This is a genomic window from Streptomyces sp. URMC 126 (assembly GCF_051386555.1).
GTDB lineage: Bacteria > Actinomycetota > Actinomycetes > Streptomycetales > Streptomycetaceae > Streptomyces.
Map to the genome: position 1 here is coordinate 13403 of NZ_JBPQTX010000048.1, position 17084 is coordinate 30486.

Consider the following 17084-nt stretch of genomic DNA (forward strand, 5'->3'; position numbering starts at 1 on the left):
GGCCCGGCTCCACCGGAGCCGGGCCCTCGTCGTGCGCGGGGGGCGTCAGTCCGCCTTGATGGCGGAGAGCATGTTCAGCCGGGCGGCCCGGCGGGCCGGCCAGAGCGCCGCCAGCACGCCGACCACGGCGGCCAGCAGGAGGAAGAGGCCCATCCGGCCCCAGGGCAGGGTCAGCTCGTAGGTCGACAGCATGGTGGCGAGCTGCTCGCCCGCGGCCCAGCCGAAGAAGACGCCGAGGACGATGCCCAGCACCCCGCCGAAGAGGGAGATGACCAGCGACTCCATCCGGACCATCCGCTTGATGCCGGCGCGGTCCAGACCGATGGCCCGCAGCATGCCGATCTCCTGCCGGCGCTCGAAGACGGACATCGCGAGGGTGTTGACGACACCCAGCACCGCGACGATCACCGCCATGGCGAGCAGCCCGTAGAGGATGTTCAACATCATGTCGATCACCGACGCCAGTTCCCGCGAGATGTCGTCCTTGGTCTTGACCTGGACGGCCGGGTTGTCGCCGAGGGCCTCGCGCAGTGACTTCTTGGCGGCGGCGGTCGCCCCCGTGTCCGTCTTGACCAGCACCTGGCGGTCGACGACCTCGGGCATGTGCGGAGTGATGCTCCGGTGGTCGACCATGATCCCCTTGAGCATGTCGTTGCCCTGGTAGATCCCGCCGACGGTCAGCCGGCCCTTCTTGCCGTCCTCGTAGGTGACCTCGAAGGACGAACCGGCCTTCCAGTGGTGGCTCTTGGCCGTCGTGTCGTCCACGACCACGCGCTGCCGCTGGGACAGCGAGGCGTAGGAGCCGGAGGTGAAGTCGAGCCGCGTCAGCTTGTCCATGCTCCGGGCGTCCACGCCGACCAGGTGCTCGATGTCCCCGTCGATGCGGGCGGGCGACTCGCGCAGGGCGCTGACGGCGGTGACGCCGGGCTGTGCGGCCAGCTTCTTGGCGACCTCGGGGGAGAGGTCGCTGCCGCCGGCCATGGCGACGACGAAGTCGGCCTTCAGCGAGTCGGCCGCCATCTTGTCCACGGCCTTCTGAACGCTGCTGCCGATGACCGTGAGGCCGGTGATCAGGGTGAGGCCGATCATCAGCGCGGAGGCGGTCGCGGCGGTGCGGCGCGGGTTGCGGACCGCGTTCTGGCCGGCGAGCTTGCCCGGCATCCCGAAGCGGCGCAGCACCGGACCGGCGGCGGCGATCAGCGGGCGGGAGAGCAGCGGCGTCAGCACGAAGACGCCGATGAGCAGCAGGCCGGCGCCGAGGCCGAGGACCGTCTCGTCGTTCGCCACGACGGACAGGGCGGCGCCCGCGGCGGTGAGGACCGCGCCGATGGTGTTGCGGACCACCAGCGACTTGGTGGTGGCCACCGCGTGGACGCTGTTCATGGCCGCCACCGGCGGGATCTTCGCGGCACGCCGGCCCGGCAGCCAGGCGGCGAGCATGGTCACCAGGATGCCGACGGCGAGGGACGAGACGATCGCCGACGGGGGGATGACGAGGGGGCCGTCCGGCATCGCGTCGGAGGGCATCAGGGCGCGCATCCCGGCGGCGATGCCGATGCCGGCCAGCAGACCGGTGACGGCCGCGACCGCGCCGACGACGAACGCCTCGGCGAGCACCGAGCGGGTCACCTGGCGGCGGCTCGCGCCGACCGCGCGGAGCAGGGCCAGTTCCTTGGTGCGCTGGGCGACCAGCATGGTGAAGGTGTTGGCGATGATGAAGACGCCGACGAACAGGGCTATGCCGGCGAAGACCAGCAGACCGGTCTTCACCCCGTCCATGCCCTGGGCGATCATCTCGGCCTCGTCGTCGGCGAGCTTCTTGCCGGTGGTGGCCTCGGCGTCACGCGGCAGAATCTTGTCGAGCTCGGCCTTCAGCCTGTCCTGGGACGTGCCGGTGGCGGCCTTGACGTCGATCTCGTGGAACCGGCCCGGCTCGGCGAAGAGCTTCTGCGCGGTGGCGGTGTCGAAGAGGGTGAGGGTGCCGCCGGCCGTCACCTGGCCCTTGTCGGTGGTGAAGATGCCGGTGATCTTCTGGACGAGGACCGGGCCCCGGACGGACGTCCGGACGGTGTCGCCGACCTTGAAGCCCTCGCGCTCGGCCGTCTTGGCGTCCACGGCGATCTCGCCGGCGCTCCGCGGCGCCCGGCCGGACTTCAGCGGGTAGCGGGCGTCCTTGCCGTCCTTGCCCGGGAAGTAGTTGGAGCCGGCCTGGGTGAAGCCCTGGCCCACCAGCTCGCCGTCCTTGCCGGCGAGGTAGGCGAGGCCCTCGACGCTGCCGGCGGCCGAGGCGGCGCCGGGCACCTTCGCGGCCTGGTCCAGAAGCCGCCGGGTGAGCAGCGGGGCGTCGCCGGGCTTGCTCTTGTCGCGGTCCTCGGTGTGCGGGCGGACGGCGACGTCGACGTCGCTGTAGCCCTTCTGACTGCTGCTCTGGAGGGCTTTGGAGAAGGTCTCGGTGAAGACCAGGGTGCCGGAGACGAAGGCCACGCCGAGCATCACGGCGAGGACGGTCATCAGCAGCCGGGCCTTGTGCGCGAGGACGTTGCGCAAGGCGGTACGGAACATTGGTGGTCCTGGGGTCGGGTGGTCTAGTCGCTGACGTCGGTTTTTCGGCCGCCGGTTCGCGGCGCCGGGTCGTCGGCCGGCTAGCTGGTCCGGCCCTTGGCGTCGAACGCCTTCATGCGGTCCAGGACGGCGTCGGCGGTCGGCTCGTACATCTCGTCGACGATGCGGCCGTCGGCGAGGAAGACGACGCGGTTGGCGTAGGAGGCGGCCACCGGGTCGTGGGTGACCATGACGACGGTCTGGCCCAGCTCGCGCACGGAGTTGCGGAGGAATCCCAGGACCTCGGCGCCGGAGCGGGAGTCGAGGTTGCCGGTGGGCTCGTCGGCGAACATGATCTCGGGGCGGCCGGCGAGGGCGCGGGCGACGGCGACGCGCTGCTGCTGACCGCCGGAGAGCTGGTTCGGGCGGTGCTTGAGCCGGCCGGAGAGGCCGACGGTGTTCACGACGGTGTCGAGCCACTGCCGGTCGGGCTTGCGGCCGGCGATGTCCATCGGCAGCGTGATGTTCTCCAGGGCGTTGAGCGTGGGCAGCAGGTTGAACGCCTGGAAGATGAAGCCGATCTTGTCCCGGCGGAGCTGGGTCAGCTTCTTGTCGTTGAGCGCGGTGAGCTCGGTGTCCCCGATGCGGGCGGAGCCGCCGGAGACCGTGTCCAGACCGGCCATGCAGTGCATCAGCGTGGACTTGCCCGAGCCCGACGGCCCCATGATCGCGGTGAATTCGGCCCTGCGGAAGTCCACGGAGACGGCGTCCAGGGCGACCACCTGGGTCTCGCCCTGGCCGTAGACCTTGGTGAGATCCGTGGCACGGGCCGCCACCTCGGCGGTACGGACGGCGGTCGGGGCGCCGTAGGGGCTGGTGGTCACGGGGGACACTCCTGTCGGGACGCGGATCGGGACGTGATTCCATGGTCCTGTCCGCCTGCCCGGCGCGGATCAGACCAGGCTCCCGTTCGCGCGCCCGTCTCCAGAGGTACGGACGGGAGGCGGGGTCATCCTCCGGTATGAGGAGTGGGGGCCGGGGCCGGGCGACGACGCGGGCGCGGTGGCGCTTCGGCGGTGCCGCTTCGGCGGTGGTGCTCGCAGGGGTACGAGCGGGGCGCGGTGGGAGCGCGGCGACGGAGGGGGTCGGCGAGGAGTCGAGATTGCGACAATTCCGTGAGAGTGCCCGGGTGGCGTGGTGAACGGGATGGATCGGCCGCTGGCATGTGCCTATGGCGTCATTGCTGCACTGACAGGTCCTCAGTTGCCCATAAAATAAGACAACCTCTGGTCAGTGTTCCGCTGTTTGGGGGGCGCCACCCGGATAGGCTCATCCTGTTCTCCTCGAGGGAACCCGCGCGCGCGTCCGTGCACGCGTGGCCCGAGGGCCCGCCCGGATGGTGGAATGCAGACACGGCGAGCTTAAACCTCGCTGGCCCTTCGGGCCGTGCCGGTTCGAGTCCGGCTCCGGGCACCACGCACGACACCGTCAGTGACCAGCGAAAACGCCGTGTCCACGGCGGGCCCCGCGCGCGTCACGGGCGCACCGCGGGCGCGCGGGTGCCCGCCGCCCCGCCCGCCAGCTCGAAGAGGGTGCGGAGGGCGGCGAACGCCTCCGTCCGGTCCACCAGGCCGTCCAGGCCGTGCAGGGTGTTCACGCCCACGCCGCTGCCGAAGACCAGTGAGGCCAGGCTCTTGGCGTCCGGCAGGCCGGGGGCGCCGGACGTGATCCGCTCCAGGTAGCCGACCCAGACCCGGCGGGTCCCCTCGTACCCCCGCACATAGGCGTCGCGCAACGGGCCGGGGCCTCCCATGACCTCCGGCAGGACCGTCGCGAAGACCCGGCCGCAGGGCGCGTCCACCACCGTGAGGTGGGCGTCGAGCAGGGCGTCGAAGGTGAGGGGGCCGGTCTCGGGGAGCATCCGGCGGTACTCGTCCTCGGCGCTGCGGAAGGCCTGCCCGATCACCTCGACGATCAGGCCCTCCTTGGACCCGAAGTGCCAGGCGACCGAGCCCCGGCTGATGCCCGCGCGGTCGGCGACGGCCTGTACGGAGGCGGCCCGCGGGCCGCCCTCGGCGACCAGGGCCGTCGCCGCCTCCAGCAGCCGCCGGCGGCTCTCCCGGGCGGATTCCTCACGACGACCAGTCATGCCGTGATTGTTCCACGGGGCGCTCCGGCGGCCGTAGGGCCGGAGCCGGTCCTCGTGCGTTCGATGTCCGGAAAACCAATCCCCGCACACCACTTGACGGTCTGTGCCGGGCGTTCAACGATTGGACCACCGTCCAGTTTTCGCGGGTGTGCGGAGCCGGGGACCTTGAATGCCCTGGTGTACGGCGGCCCGTGGCGCAGAAGTGGCGGGACACGTTCCGAGCCGCACCTCCTCGCACCGCTCCTCGGCCGGCCGTACGCCGGTCGATTCACGCCATCCCCGGGCCTCCCCGCTCGTCCGCTCGTCCGCCCGGGACCACCGACCGCACGATCGGAGCCGACATGCGCCTGATCACGTTCGTAGGCAAACACCCCGCCGACGGGTCCCCGCCGGAGCGGCCCCGCGCCGGCGTCCTGCTCGACGGCGACGCGGCGGACGGCGCCGTACTCGACCTCGTCGCCGCCGCCCCCGACGACCCCCGGCTCACCTCGCTCCAGGCCCTGATCGAATCCGGCGAGGCCGGCCTCGACCGGGTGCGTGAGCTGTGCGAACGGCGCCCCGACGAGGCCGTGCGCACCCGGAGCGACCTCCGGCTGCTGGCGCCGCTGCCCCGCCCGGCGCGGCTGCGCGACTGCGGGCTGTTCATCGCCCACCTGGAGAGCGGGCTGCGGGAACTGGCCCGGCGGCAGGCCGCCACGGCCGACGACCCGGAGGCCGCGTTCGAACAGCTCATGGCCAGCGGGAGGTTCGACCTCAGCCCGCTGTTCCGGGAGCGGGTCATGTACTACACGGCCGACCACCTCTGCGTGAGCGGACCGGAGGACGAGATCACCGCGCCCGCCGGCGCCCGCGAACTGGACTTCGAACTGGAGTTCGCGGCCGTGCTCGGGCGGACCGGCCGGGACGTGAAGCCCGCCGACGCCCCCGCGTACGTCTTCGGCTACACCGTCTTCAACGACTGGAGCGCCCGCGACCTCCAGGCCGTCCTGATGCGGGCCGGCGTCGGACCGTGCGAGGGCAAGGACTTCGCCGGCTCCAACACCCTCGGCCCCTGCCTCGTGACCCGCGACGAACTCCCCGACCCGTACGCCCTCACCATGACCGCCCGGGTCAACGGCGAGGAGTGGTCGCGGGGGGCCACCGACGGGATGGAGCACAGCTTCGAGGACGCCGTGGTGCACCTGAGCCGGGACCGGGAGGTGCACGCCGGAGAGGTGATCGGCTCCGGAACCGTGCCGTCCGGCACCGGGTTCGACCTCGGCCGGCACCTGAAGGACGGGGACGTGGTCGAGCTGGAGGTCGAGGGCATCGGCGTGCTCCGCAACACCGTCCGGGTGCCCGCCCAGGACCCGGGCCGGTCATGAGCGACGCGTATGTGCTCGGCGTCGGCCGCACGGCGTACGGCCGGTTCCCCGGCCTGAGCGTCGGCGCGCTCGCGGGCGAGGCGCTCGCCCTCTGCCTGGCCGACGCCGGCGTCGAACCCACCGCCGTGGAGGCGGTGTTCTTCGCCAACGCCACCCAGGGCGCCTTGGAGGGACAGCACTTGGTGCGCGGTCAGGTGGCACTGCGGGACGCGGGGGTGGCGGGCGTTCCGGTGTTCAACGTCGAGAACGCCTGCGCCTCCGGGACCGCCGCCCTCCACCTCGCGGCCACCGCGGTCCGCGCCGGCGAGGCGGACGTCGCGCTCGCGATCGGCGCCGAGAAGATGTACGGGGCCGAGGAGGAGCGGCTGGCCGCCGCCTTCCACGGCGGGCTCGACGTCGCGCGGTGGGAGGAGGGGCTCAAGGCCCTGCGCGAGGCGGCGGGCGCCGAGGCGGCCCCGGCGGGCCGGCGTTCGGTGTTCATGGACGTCTACGCCGCGCTCGCCGCCGACTACCGCCGCCGCCACCCCGGCCTCACCCCGCGCCGGCTCGCCGCCGTCACCGCCAAGAACCGGCGGCACGGCGCGCTCAACCCGCGGGCGGCGCGCCGCGAGGCGCTCACCGTGGACGAGGTGCTGGCCGCGCGGCCGATCGTGCCGCCGCTGACCCAGCCGATGTGCGCGCCCATCGGGGACGGCGCCGCGGCGGCCCTGGTCTGCTCACCGGCCGCGGCCCGCCGGCTTGGTGCCCGCCGTGCGGTACGGATCCGGGCGAGCGTCGTCGCCTCCGGCACCGGCCGGACGCTCGACGAGGAGGCCCGGCGGATCACCCGCCTCGCCTCGGCCGCCGCCTACGAGCGGGCGGGCGTCGGCCCGGCCGAGGTGTCGCTCGCCGAGGTCCATGACGCCACCGCCATCGGCGAGGTCTTGCAGGTGGAGGCGCTGGGGCTGGTCCCGGAGGGGGAGGGCGCGCAGGCCGCGGAGCGCGGCGAGACCGCCCTCGGCGGGCGGCTGCCGGTGAACACCTCCGGCGGCCTGGAGAGCAACGGCCACCCCGTCGGCGCCACCGGCGTCGGCCAGGTCCACGAGCTCGTCACCCAGCTGCGCGGGGAGGCGGGCGACCGGCAGGTTCCCGGCGCCCGGATCGGCGTGGCGGAGAACGGCGGCGGCTTCCTGGGCTTCGAGGAGGCCGCGGCGGCGGTGGTCGTACTGGAGGCGCCGGGGAGGCCGCTGTGACGGACGGGACGGCCGCGGGGGCCGCCGTGGGGAGCGGGACCGCCGTGCAGGACGGAAGCGCCAATATCGCCTCCTTGCTGTACCGGGCTGCCTCCGAGCACCCGGACGCGCCCGCCGTGTGCGAGGGGGCGGACGTCCTCCGCGACTACCGGGCTCTCGCCGGGCGGGCCGCGGCGATCGGTGAGGCGCTGCTCCGCGAGCACGGACTGCGCCCGGGCGACCGGGTGGCGCTGGCCATGCGGAACACCCCGCTCTATCCGGAGGTGCTGTTCGGCGTCTGGTGGGCCGGGCTGGTGGCGGTGCCGATGAACGCCCGGTTGCATCCGAGGGAGTTCGCGCAGCTCGTAGAGGACTGCGGGGCGCGGCTCTGCGTCGCCACCGGTGAACTGGCCGGCCCGCTCGGGGAGCAGGGGCTCGGCCCGGCCGGTCTGGTGACGGCCGACGCGCTCGCCGAGCCGGCGGGGTCCACCGAGCCCGCCGAGGCCGGCGGGACCGGCACCTCGGCGGGCCCCGCCCCCGTCCGGCCGCCCGCCGACGTGCCGGCCGATGCCCCGGCCTGGCTCTTCTACACCAGCGGCACCACCGGCCGGCCCAAGGGCGCGACGCTCACCCACGGCAACCTGCGGGCCGCCACCGACAGCGCGCTCGCCGACATCGGCGACGGCGTCGAGGCCGCGATGCTGCACATCGCTCCCATGTCACACGCCGGCGGCCTCTTCGGCCTCGCCCACGTGGCCCGCGGCCGGGCCCAGGTCTTCCCCCGGGGCGGAGCGGTGGACGCCGGCACCCTGGCGGAGGCGCTGCGGGCGTTCGGACCGGTGACGTTCTTCGCGGTGCCGACGATCCTGCGCCGCCTCCTCGACCCCGGCCTGCTGCCCGACGACCTCGTCCCGCGCGTCCACCGCGTCCTCTACGGCGGCGCCCCGATGTACGGGGAGGACCTGGAGCGGATCATCGCCCGCTTCGGCCCCGGGCGGCTGTGGCAGGGCTACGGGCAGGGCGAGTCGCCCGGCACCATCACCCACCTGCGGCCGGAGGACCACGCGGGGGACGACCCCGAGGCGCTGGGCCGCCGCCTGGCGAGCGTCGGCCGGGCGCGCACCGGCGTCGAGGTGCGGGTGGCGGACCCGGACGGGCGGGACCTGCCGGCCGGGGAGACCGGCGAGGTGCTGGTCCGCGGGGCCACCGTGATGTCCGGCTACTGGAACGCCCCCGAGGCCACCGCCCGTACGCTGCGCGGCGGCTGGCTGCACACCGGCGACCTGGGCCGGCTGGACGCGGACGGTTTCCTCACCCTCGTCGACCGGGCCAAGGACCTCGTCATCGCCGGGGGTTCCAACATCTATCCCCGGGAAGTGGAGGAGGTCCTGCTGCGCCACCCCGCGGTGGCCGAGGCCGCGGTGGTCGGCGCGCCGGACCCCGAGTGGGGCGAACTGCCCGTCGCCTTCGTGGTGCGGGCGGACGGCGGCGGGACCGGCGAAGGGACCGCGCTCGCCGCCGCGCTGGAGGCGCACTGCCTCGACCACATGGCCCGCTTCAAGCGGCCCCGCCGCTTCCTGTTCGTGGCCGCGCTGCCCAAGAACAGCTACGGAAAGGTGCTCAAGACCGAACTGCGGGGGCTGATCGGCCGGCCCCCGGCAACCGACAACCGGAGAGCTGGTACCGCGACATGAGCCGCATCGTCGACCTCACCTCCCCCATCGACCCCCGTGACCTCGACCTCGTCCCGGAGAGCATGCCGGACCTGGCGCTGGTCGTCGCCCCGCGCATGGACTACCACACGCACGACGAGTGGGGCCGGGACTTCATGGTCGCCTCCTTCGGGTGCGACCCGGACGACCTTCCCGGGCGCGAGGGCCCGGCCGGGGAGGTCATGCACGAGATCAGCACCCACTGCGGGACCCACGTGGACGCCCCGCTGCACAGCGGCCGGCTGTGCGAGGGCCGTCCGTCCCGCACCCTCAGCGACATCGGCCTGGAGGAGCTGTACCGGCCGGGCATGGTCCTGGACGTGCGGCCCTGGGCGAAACCGGGGGAGGCCATTCCGGTCGAGGCCCTGAAGCAGGCGATCGCGGCGACCGGACGGGACGTCGAGCCGGGCGACGCGGTGCTCATCAGGACCGGGCAGGAGCGCTTCCGGCTGGGCGACCCCGGGTACTTCGCCTATCCGGGCATGTCGGGGGCGGGGACCCGGTACCTCACCGGGCTGGGGGCCACCGTTCTGGGCACCGACGCCATCGGGTGGGACCGTCCCATTCCGGCGATGCGGCGGGCTTTCGAGGAGACGGGCGATCCCGGGCACATCTGGGACGGCCACTACGCGATCCAGGACAAGGAGGCGTTCATCGTCCAGCAGTTGGTGAACCTCGGGGCGCTGCCGGCGACCGGGTTCATGGTGGGCTTCTTTCCGCTGAAACTCACGGGGACGAGTGCGGCGCCGGCTCGGGTGGTGGCGTTCCTGGACGAAGCGGCCTGAGGCCGCCTCAGGCGCCGGACGGGCCGAACCGGCCCGTCCGGCGTTCGAGGAAGAGAAGGGAATCAGGAGGTTCGCGCGGCCGCCCGCCGCGACCCCAGGGCGAAGAGCGCGAGGCCGCCGACCAGCCAGCAGGACAGCACGGCCAGCGCCCGCCCGCATCCCGCACCGTCGAAGAAGGCGGCCGAGCGCAGCAGGGTGCCGCCGGCGCCCGGCGGGAGGAACTGGCCGAACGTGCCCCAGCCGGAGGGCAGCCACTCCGGCCCGGAGGCCAGGCCGGACAGGGGGTTGCCCAGGAAGATCATCATGGCCGCGCCCAGGCCCAGTCCGGGCCCGCCGAGCAGGGCGTGGAGGCCCATGATGGTGACGGAGGTGGCGGCGGTGTTGAAGGTGACGGCCAGGGCGATCAGCGCGTAGTCGCCGTCCGTGACGCCGAAGCCGTACTGGAGCACGGCGCTGAGGGTGAAGCCGGCGAGGACCGAGAAACCGAGGGAGGCGGCGGCGCGTTGGGCCGGCCGGCGGAGCAGCATCACGATGGCCACGGTCGCCAGGTAGCCGCCGAGCACCAGCGGGAGGGCGCCGGCGGCGAGACCTGCCGCGTTGGGGTCGTCCTCCGTCGGCGGGTGCAGGTCGTGGACGGCCACGGTGGGGCGGGGCGCGGACGGGTCGAGGGCCGGCGCGAGGGCGCGCAGGGCGGCGGCGACGGACGGCCCCGCCGTGGTGGCGACCAGCACCTCGGGCTTGTCGCCGGGCGCCGCGCCGAGGACGATCGCGCCGTACGCCTTACGGTCGTCGATCCGCTGCCGGGCGGTGGCCGCGTCCGGCACCTTCGTGACGCGGAACGCGCCGGGCCGGGCCTCCGCCAGCCGGTCCTCGACCCGGTCGGCCGCGGGGCCCGGCCCGGCGACCGCGATCGGCACCTTGTGCGGGCCGGAGTTGATGGCCGGCAGCGCGAAGGCCGTCAGCATGGCGGCGAGCAGGACGGTGAGGCCGACGATCAGGACCGGGACCTTGCGCCACCCCGCCGCTGCCTCGGCGGCCGGGTCGGTGGGGCCGGTGGGGTCGCTGGAGTCGGCCGCGGCGCCCGGCGGTTCGTCGGCGCGGGGGCCGGGGGTGCCGGTGGTGTCGGTGGACGTACGGGACATGGGAGTTCCCCTCGGGGCGGGTGACGTGCTCCTGGTGCCGTGCTGTGGTGCTGTGGTGCTCTGCTGTGGTGCCGTGGTGCTGACGTGACGGTTGTGCGGGTGTGACCGGTGGTGCGGACGCCATGGCTGGGGTGCGTATGTCCCGGCGGTGCCGACGCGCCGGGTGGTGCCGTCACATGCCGCGGACGCGCCGCCGGGCAGCGGCCGTTCCGCCGTACGCCCGGGCGTCCCCCTGATGCCGTTTGGGCGTTGCCTACAGCCGCCCTCTGCGGGCCCCCTTTGGCCCCCGCCCGGCGCGTCCCGCCGGGCCGCGCGCCCGCCGCCGAGGCGTCGCGCCGGGAGGTGGCGAGGCAGAGCGGGGGCGTACGGACGGGCGGCCGGTCAGGGGTCGACGCGCACGCGCTCCAGTTCCCGGCGCACCGCCTCGGCGACGGGCGTACGGGACCCGGTGCGCACCCAGTGTTCGAACGTGAGCCGGGTGGTGGTGAAGGCGATCGTGGCGGCGAGCAGCGGGTACAGGTCGCGCTCGGGATCGGTGCCGGTGCGCCGGGCGATCTCGGTGGCCAGGGTGGCGGCCATCCCGGCCTCGAATCTCACCTGCTCGGCCGCCAGTTGGGAGTGGGTCAGGGCCAGCCGCGCGCGCAGGATCGTGCCGGGGTCGACGGCCGAGAGCTCCTCCAGCGCGGTGGCGAAGGCGTGGGTGAGGGCGTCCCACAGCGGTTCCTCCGGCGGGCGGGCGGCCAGCGCCTCGCGGACGCGCTCGGCCCGTTCGGTGCCGGAGGCCATGACGGCCTCCTCCTTGCTGGAGAAGTAGTTGTTGAACGTCCGGGCCGAGACGCCGGCCTCGGCCGCGATGTCCTCCACCCGGACGGCCTCCCAGCCGCGCTCCGCCGCGAGCCGCAGCGCCGCCAGGCCGAGCGCCGTCCGCGTGGCCTGCTTCTTCCGCTCCCGGAGCCCGGGATTCCGTCGTTCCGGGGGCAGTTGTCCGGCGGTGGGGGCGGCGGTCGTCCGCACGCCCGCCGTTCGCTCCCGCCCGGCGGCTTCCTGCCGCGCCGTCGTTCTCACGGCCTCGGTGCTCATGCTCCACACGATACAGAAACGTGCGTGCCCCGCAAGTTTGCGCATCGCGCAAAAAGCCCGCCCTTCCGAGGTCCGCTCCGGCCGCCGTGGCCGAATGGCAGCTGTCGGGCCGCTACAGCGCGTTGACGCTCGAACACTACGGTAGGTAGCGTTACCGATCGGTAGGGTTGTGATCGCCGAGGCGGGAGAGGCGGGGGAGGCGGGCGGTCCGGACGTCAGGCGGGGTGGCGGCCCCCGCGTTCCCGGTTCTCCCCGGCGCTTCCCGGCTTTTCTCCGGCCTTTACCGGCGGTCACGTCCGCAGCCCGCCAACCGGACGGGGTGCAAAGAAACTCACTGGGGCGTGTATGCGTATTCCCAATTCCCTTTACATGGTTCCCGACCCGTGCGAACCGGGTGCCGCCGAAGACCCGCGGGCGGGCGGCGACATACCGGCGGAAGACGTCGACCAAGTGCTTTTACGGATGCGCCCGCTCATCGAATCCGTGATGCAGACCACACAGATCCGGGCGCTGGAGGAATCGAGCCTCGCGGTCATCGGCGACCGCGCCGTCGCCGTCGACGCGCTCATCGGCCTGGTGCGCCGGGCCGAGACGTCGGTGACCCTCCTCGTCCCGCCCGTCGGCGACGCCCTGCGGCTGGTGACCGAGGCGCTGGAGGCGCTGGCCGGCCGGCGCCCGGACGAGGCCCGGGTCCGGATCCTCGCCCCGCCGGAACTGGCCGCGGACGCGCGGCTGGCCGGCCTGACGACGCTGTTCGACGGCGTGGAGATCCGGCTGGCCGCGGGCGTACGGCACGCGGCGGCCGTCGTCGACCAGCGAGTGGCGCTGGTCAGGGCCGGTGAGGCCACCGTCTTCGGCGCCGAGGCGTCGCTCGTCCGGGCACCCGGCGTGGTCCGGGCGCTCTACGACATCCTGATGACGGCCTGGTACCGGGCCGCCCCCCTCGCCCGCTACCAGCGGCTGCAGGAATGCCTGCGCCGGGACTCCGGCGCCCGCATCCTGCGCATGCTCGGCGAGGGCTACACGGACGAGGTCGCCGCCCGCGAACTCGACATCTCCGTCCGCACCTACCGCCGCCGCGTCGCCGACATCATGCGGCTGCTCGGCGCCCGCTCCCGGTTCCAGGCGGGCCTTTACGCCGCGGGCGCCGGTTTGTTGCGCGCATAAGTACCTGGATGTGACATCCACATGACGCGGAGGCAGGAAGCTGCCACCGTCGGCACGGAATTCCGGACATCCCGTGGACGGCCCGGCAGTTTCCGGACCGGCCCGTTGAACCCCTCCGTGCCGTCGCCGAAAGTCGTGACGTATCCGAGAGCCGGAGACCGAACCCGCGCCGGCGCCGGCCGCGCGGGCCCTTCGGAATCGAGCCGAAATCGAGGAAGTCACGTACACCATGGGCGAATACGACGGGGCACGGCCCGCTCCCATAGCCGTCGTGGGCATCGGCTGCCGGGTCCCCGGCGCCGACGGCCCGGACGCGTTCTGGCGACTGCTGACGGACGAGATCTGCACGGTGCGTGACGTACCGTCGACCCGCTTCGGTCGGCCGTACGAGATCCCGGGAGCGCGCGTCCGGTCCGGACTGCTGGACGACGTGGACCGCTTCGACGCCGCGTTCTTCGGGATCTCCCCGCGCGAGGCGGTGGGCATGGACCCGCAGCAGCGCCTGTTCATGGAGGCCGTCTGGGAGGCGCTGGAGGACGCCGGGCAGAACACCGGCGCCCTGGCCGGCACCCGCACCGGCGTCTGGGTCGGCACCACCAACGTCCACTACTGGGAGCTCCAGCAGTCCGTCGGCCACCCCGACATCCACGCCTCGCTCGGCGCCGGCTCCCGCTCCACCACCACCGGCCGCGTCTCCTTCGCCCTGGACGTCACCGGCCCCGGCCTCTCGGTGGACACCGCCTGCTCGTCCTCGCTGACCGCCATCGCCCTCGCCTGCCAGAGCCTGGCCGCCGGCGAGTCCACGGTGGCCATCGCCGGCGGCTCCCAGCTGCTGCTCACCAACACCGAGAACCACGGCTTCGTCGACGCGAACGTCTTCTCCGACAACTGCCGCTTCGGCGACGCCGCCGCCGACGGCTTCGTGTTCAGCGAGGGCGTCGGGGCCGTCATCCTCAAACCGCTGGACCGCGCGCTCGCCGACGGCGACCCGGTGCGCGCGGTCATCCGCGGCTGGAGCGTCAACAACGACGGCGCCGGCAGCGACACCATGATCAACCCGGCGTTGAGCGGCCAGCGGCAGATGCTGGAGCTGGCCTACGAGCACGCCGGGATCCCGGTCACCGACGTCGACTACGTCGAAGCGCACGGCACCGGCACCCGCGCCGGCGACCCCGTGGAACTCGGCGCCATCGCCGCCGTCCTGGGCGGCTCCCGCGCGGGCCGCGCCCCGCTGCTCGTCGGCTCGCTCAAGAGCAACATCGGGCACACCGGCGCCGCCGCCGGCGTCCTCGGCCTGATCAAGACCGTCCTCGCCCTCCAGCACCGCACCGTCCCCCGCACCCTGCACGTCACCGAACGCACCTCCGCCGTCGACTGGGACGCCGCCGGGATGGACCTCCCGCACGCCGGCGCCGTGCCGCTCGCCGCCGAGGGCAGGCCGCTGACCGCCGGCGTGAGCGGGTTCGGCGTCTCCGGCACCAACGTGCACCTCGTCCTCACCGAGGCCGGCCCGGACACCGAGCCCGCCGCGCGGCCGGCCGGCGCCGAGCAGGGCGCCGCACACCTGCTGCCCGTCTCCGCCGCGTCCCCCGAGGCCCTGCGGCAGCGCCTCCTCGACCTGGCCGGCCACCTCGAAACCACCGGCCGCACCACCCCCCTCGCCGACCTCTGCCACACCGCCGCCGTCCGCCGCGCCCACCACGACTGCCGGGCCGCCGTCGTCGGGGACGGGCACGAGGCGCTGGCCGCCCGGCTGCGCGAGGCCGCCGAGGACGCGCCCGACGCCGCCTATGCGGGCCGCCCGCGCGTCGCCTTCGTCTTCTCCGGCCACGGCTCCCAGTGGATCGGCATGGCCCGCGAACTCATGGACGCCTCCCCGGCGTTCAGCGCCGCCCTGCTCCGCTGCGACGAGGCCGTCCGCGCCGAGACCGGCTGGTCCGTCCTCGACCGCCTCACCGACGGCACCGACCTGGTGAACGAGACCGTCGCCGTGGTCCACCCCGTGCTGTGGGCCGTCCAGGTGTCGCTCGCCGAGACCTGGCGGGCCTGGGGCGTCGCACCGGACGTCGTGCTCGGCCACAGCATGGGCGAGTCCGCCGCCGCCTGCGTCGCCGGCGCGCTGAGCCACGCCGACGCCGCCGCCGTCGTCTGCCGCCGCGCCCGCCTCATCCGCGACCGCGTCGCCGGCCAGGGCACGATGTCCGTCGCCGCCCTGACCGCCGACGAGGCCGACCGGCTCATCGCCGAGCTCGCCGTCGACGTCTCCGTCGCGGCCAGCAACGGCCCCCGCACCACCGTCCTCGCGGGCGAGGTCGAGGGCATCGAGAAGATCAAGGCCGAGCTGGACGCCCGGGACGTCTTCTGCCGCGTCATGAAGGCCGAGGCCGCCTCCCACTGCTCCCGCATGGACCCCCTCCTCGACGAACTCGCCCACGAGCTCCGGGACCTGGCGCCCCGGGCCGGGACGGTCCCGATGCGCTCCACCGTCACCGGCGAACTCGTCGACGGCTCCGGCCTCGACGCCGCGTACTGGACCCGCAACATCCGGGGCCGCGTCCACTTCCACGAGGCCGTGCTCGCCACCGCCGAGGCCGGCGAGACGGTCTTCGTCGAGATCAGCCCGCACCCCGTGCTGTCCAAGGCCGTCCAGGAGACCCTGGCCGACGCGGGCCTCCCGGGCGTCGCGGTCGGCTCCCTGCTGCGCGACCAGCCGGAGCGCGAGACGCTCCTGGCCCACCTCGGCCGAGTGTACGAGGCGGGGGCGCCCGTCGACTGGACCGCCCTCCACGGCGGCGGACGCTGCGTCCCGCTGCCCGCCTACCCCTGGCAGCGGGAGAGCCACTGGGTCGAGGACCTGGACGCGCTGCCCCGGACGTACGAGTTCCGGCTGGACGAGCCGGGGACGCCGTTCCTGCCGCCGCCCGCCTCCGACGGCGGACCGGTGGTCGTCCACGGCCCCGAGTGCGTCGAGGCCGCCCGGACCGCCGTGGCCCGAGCGGCCGGCACCGAGGACGTCCGCCTCACCGCCGCCGACATCGGGGAGGCCCTGCTCGTCCCGCCCGGGACGGCGCCCGTGCTGCGGGTCACCGTCACCCCCGGCGCGGCGGACGGGGAGTGGGCCTACGCGGTCGAGAGCCGGGCCGACGGCGCGGCGGAGTGGACCGGGCGCGCCCGGGGCACCGCGTCCGCCGGCCTCGTGAGCGCCGGGCACGAGCCGCCCGCCGCCGTGCTCGCCCGCTGCCCGGAGCGCCTGGACGGCGACGCCTTCCGGCGGCGCGTCCCGGCGGCGGGCGCCCTCCGGCCCGTCCTGGAGGAGGTGTGGCTCGGGCGCGGCGAGGCCGTGGCCCGGCTGCGCCGGCCCGCCGGCACGGAACCCCGGCCCGGCCACCCCGTCCACCCCGAGCTCGTCCGGTCGGCCTACCAGCCCGCGCTGGCCCTGCTGCCCGACCCGTCGCTGCTCTCCCCGCATCTGACCGGGTTCGCGGTGACGGGTGAGGCGACCGAGGAACTGTGGACGGTCTGCCGGATCACGGAGGGCGCCGGCGGGGCGCTCGCCCTGGACACCGTCCTCTTCGACGCCGAGGGCCGGGCCGTCGCCGAGGCGCGGGGCATGCCCGTCGGACGGCCGACATCGGCCGAGAGCGAGGAACCGGAGCACGTGAGCGAAGTGGACGAGGACGGGGACGTGGTGACCGAGCACACGCGGGCGGACGAGACGGACGCGCGGCGGACCCCGGCGGCCACGGCGGACCAGGGCGTCGAGCTGACCGGTGAGCTGCGGCTGACGGACCCGGCGAGCGGGTTCGTGATCGAGCTGCGCGGCAGCCTGCGCATCACGGCGGGGGGAGTGGCGGCGGGACGGCCGCGTCCCGTTCGATGCGGCCCTGGGTGTAGGCCCAGCGCAGCCCGTCGGGGCAGCGCACCCGGTGGTAG

Annotated in this window: 11 protein-coding genes and 1 tRNA gene; 7 read left to right on the forward strand and 5 right to left on the reverse strand. The window is 74.3% G+C overall.

The genetic code is table 11. The features are described 5' to 3' along the window. Window positions 1–45: 45 nt before the first annotated feature. Both ACSNOK_RS08805 and ACSNOK_RS08810 read right to left on the reverse strand, forming a co-directional pair. Window positions 46–2562 (reverse strand): ABC transporter permease, encoded by a 2517-nt coding sequence (locus tag ACSNOK_RS08805; RefSeq protein ID WP_436780038.1) that lies wholly within the window; start codon window positions 2560–2562, stop codon window positions 46–48. 80 nt (window positions 2563–2642) lie between these two features. Next, window positions 2643–3425: an ABC transporter ATP-binding protein gene (locus ACSNOK_RS08810; protein WP_436780039.1), complete on the reverse strand. Its 783-nt coding sequence runs from the start codon at window positions 3423–3425 to the stop codon at window positions 2643–2645. A 506-nt stretch (window positions 3426–3931) separates the two neighbouring features. Here ACSNOK_RS08810 and ACSNOK_RS08815 point away from each other — a divergent pair. Then, a tRNA-Leu gene (locus ACSNOK_RS08815) sits at window positions 3932–4017 on the forward strand. A 58-nt stretch (window positions 4018–4075) separates the two neighbouring features. Here the strand turns inward: ACSNOK_RS08815 and ACSNOK_RS08820 are convergent. Continuing rightward, on the reverse strand, window positions 4076–4690 hold the full coding sequence (locus ACSNOK_RS08820) for a TetR/AcrR family transcriptional regulator (protein ID WP_436780040.1): 615 nt from the start codon (window positions 4688–4690) through the stop codon (window positions 4076–4078). A gap of 341 nt (window positions 4691–5031) precedes the next feature. Between ACSNOK_RS08820 and ACSNOK_RS08825 the strand changes: the two genes are divergently transcribed. The 4 genes from ACSNOK_RS08825 to ACSNOK_RS08840 are packed head-to-tail and all read left to right on the forward strand — an operon-like array spanning window position 5032 to window position 9762. Next, window positions 5032–6054, forward strand: a complete 1023-nt coding sequence (locus ACSNOK_RS08825) for a fumarylacetoacetate hydrolase family protein (protein ID WP_436780041.1) — start codon at window positions 5032–5034, stop codon at window positions 6052–6054. After that, window positions 6051–7286 carry a thiolase family protein gene (locus ACSNOK_RS08830; RefSeq protein WP_436780042.1) on the forward strand — a complete coding sequence of 412 codons (1236 nt, stop codon included), beginning with the start codon at window positions 6051–6053 and terminating at the stop codon, window positions 7284–7286. Before ACSNOK_RS08825 ends, ACSNOK_RS08830 begins: the two co-directional genes overlap by 4 nt. After that, on the forward strand, window positions 7283–8959 hold the full coding sequence (locus ACSNOK_RS08835) for a class I adenylate-forming enzyme family protein (protein WP_436780043.1): 1677 nt from the start codon (window positions 7283–7285) through the stop codon (window positions 8957–8959). Before ACSNOK_RS08830 ends, ACSNOK_RS08835 begins: the two co-directional genes overlap by 4 nt. Beyond that, window positions 8956–9762, forward strand: coding sequence for a cyclase family protein (locus tag ACSNOK_RS08840; RefSeq protein ID WP_436780044.1), 807 nt, complete (start codon window positions 8956–8958; stop codon window positions 9760–9762). The genes ACSNOK_RS08835 and ACSNOK_RS08840 overlap by 4 nt, the downstream gene beginning before the upstream one ends. A 62-nt stretch (window positions 9763–9824) precedes the next feature. On the opposite strand, the gene ACSNOK_RS08845 is transcribed toward ACSNOK_RS08840, so the two are convergent. Beyond that, window positions 9825–10904: a hypothetical protein gene (locus ACSNOK_RS08845; protein WP_436780045.1), complete on the reverse strand. Its 1080-nt coding sequence runs from the start codon at window positions 10902–10904 to the stop codon at window positions 9825–9827. Window positions 10905–11285: 381 nt separating this feature from the next. Further along, on the reverse strand, window positions 11286–11984 hold the full coding sequence (locus tag ACSNOK_RS08850; protein WP_436780046.1) for a TetR/AcrR family transcriptional regulator: 699 nt from the start codon (window positions 11982–11984) through the stop codon (window positions 11286–11288). Window positions 11985–12470: 486 nt separating this feature from the next. Between ACSNOK_RS08850 and ACSNOK_RS08855 the strand changes: the two genes are divergently transcribed. Together ACSNOK_RS08855 and ACSNOK_RS08860 are read left to right on the forward strand one after the other, a co-directional pair. Further along, window positions 12471–13151, forward strand: coding sequence for a hypothetical protein (locus tag ACSNOK_RS08855; RefSeq protein ID WP_436780047.1), 681 nt, complete (start codon window positions 12471–12473; stop codon window positions 13149–13151). Window positions 13152–13380: 229 nt separating this feature from the next. Beyond that, a partial coding sequence (locus tag ACSNOK_RS08860; protein WP_436780048.1) for a type I polyketide synthase occupies window positions 13381–17084 on the forward strand: 3704 nt, incomplete at its 3' end.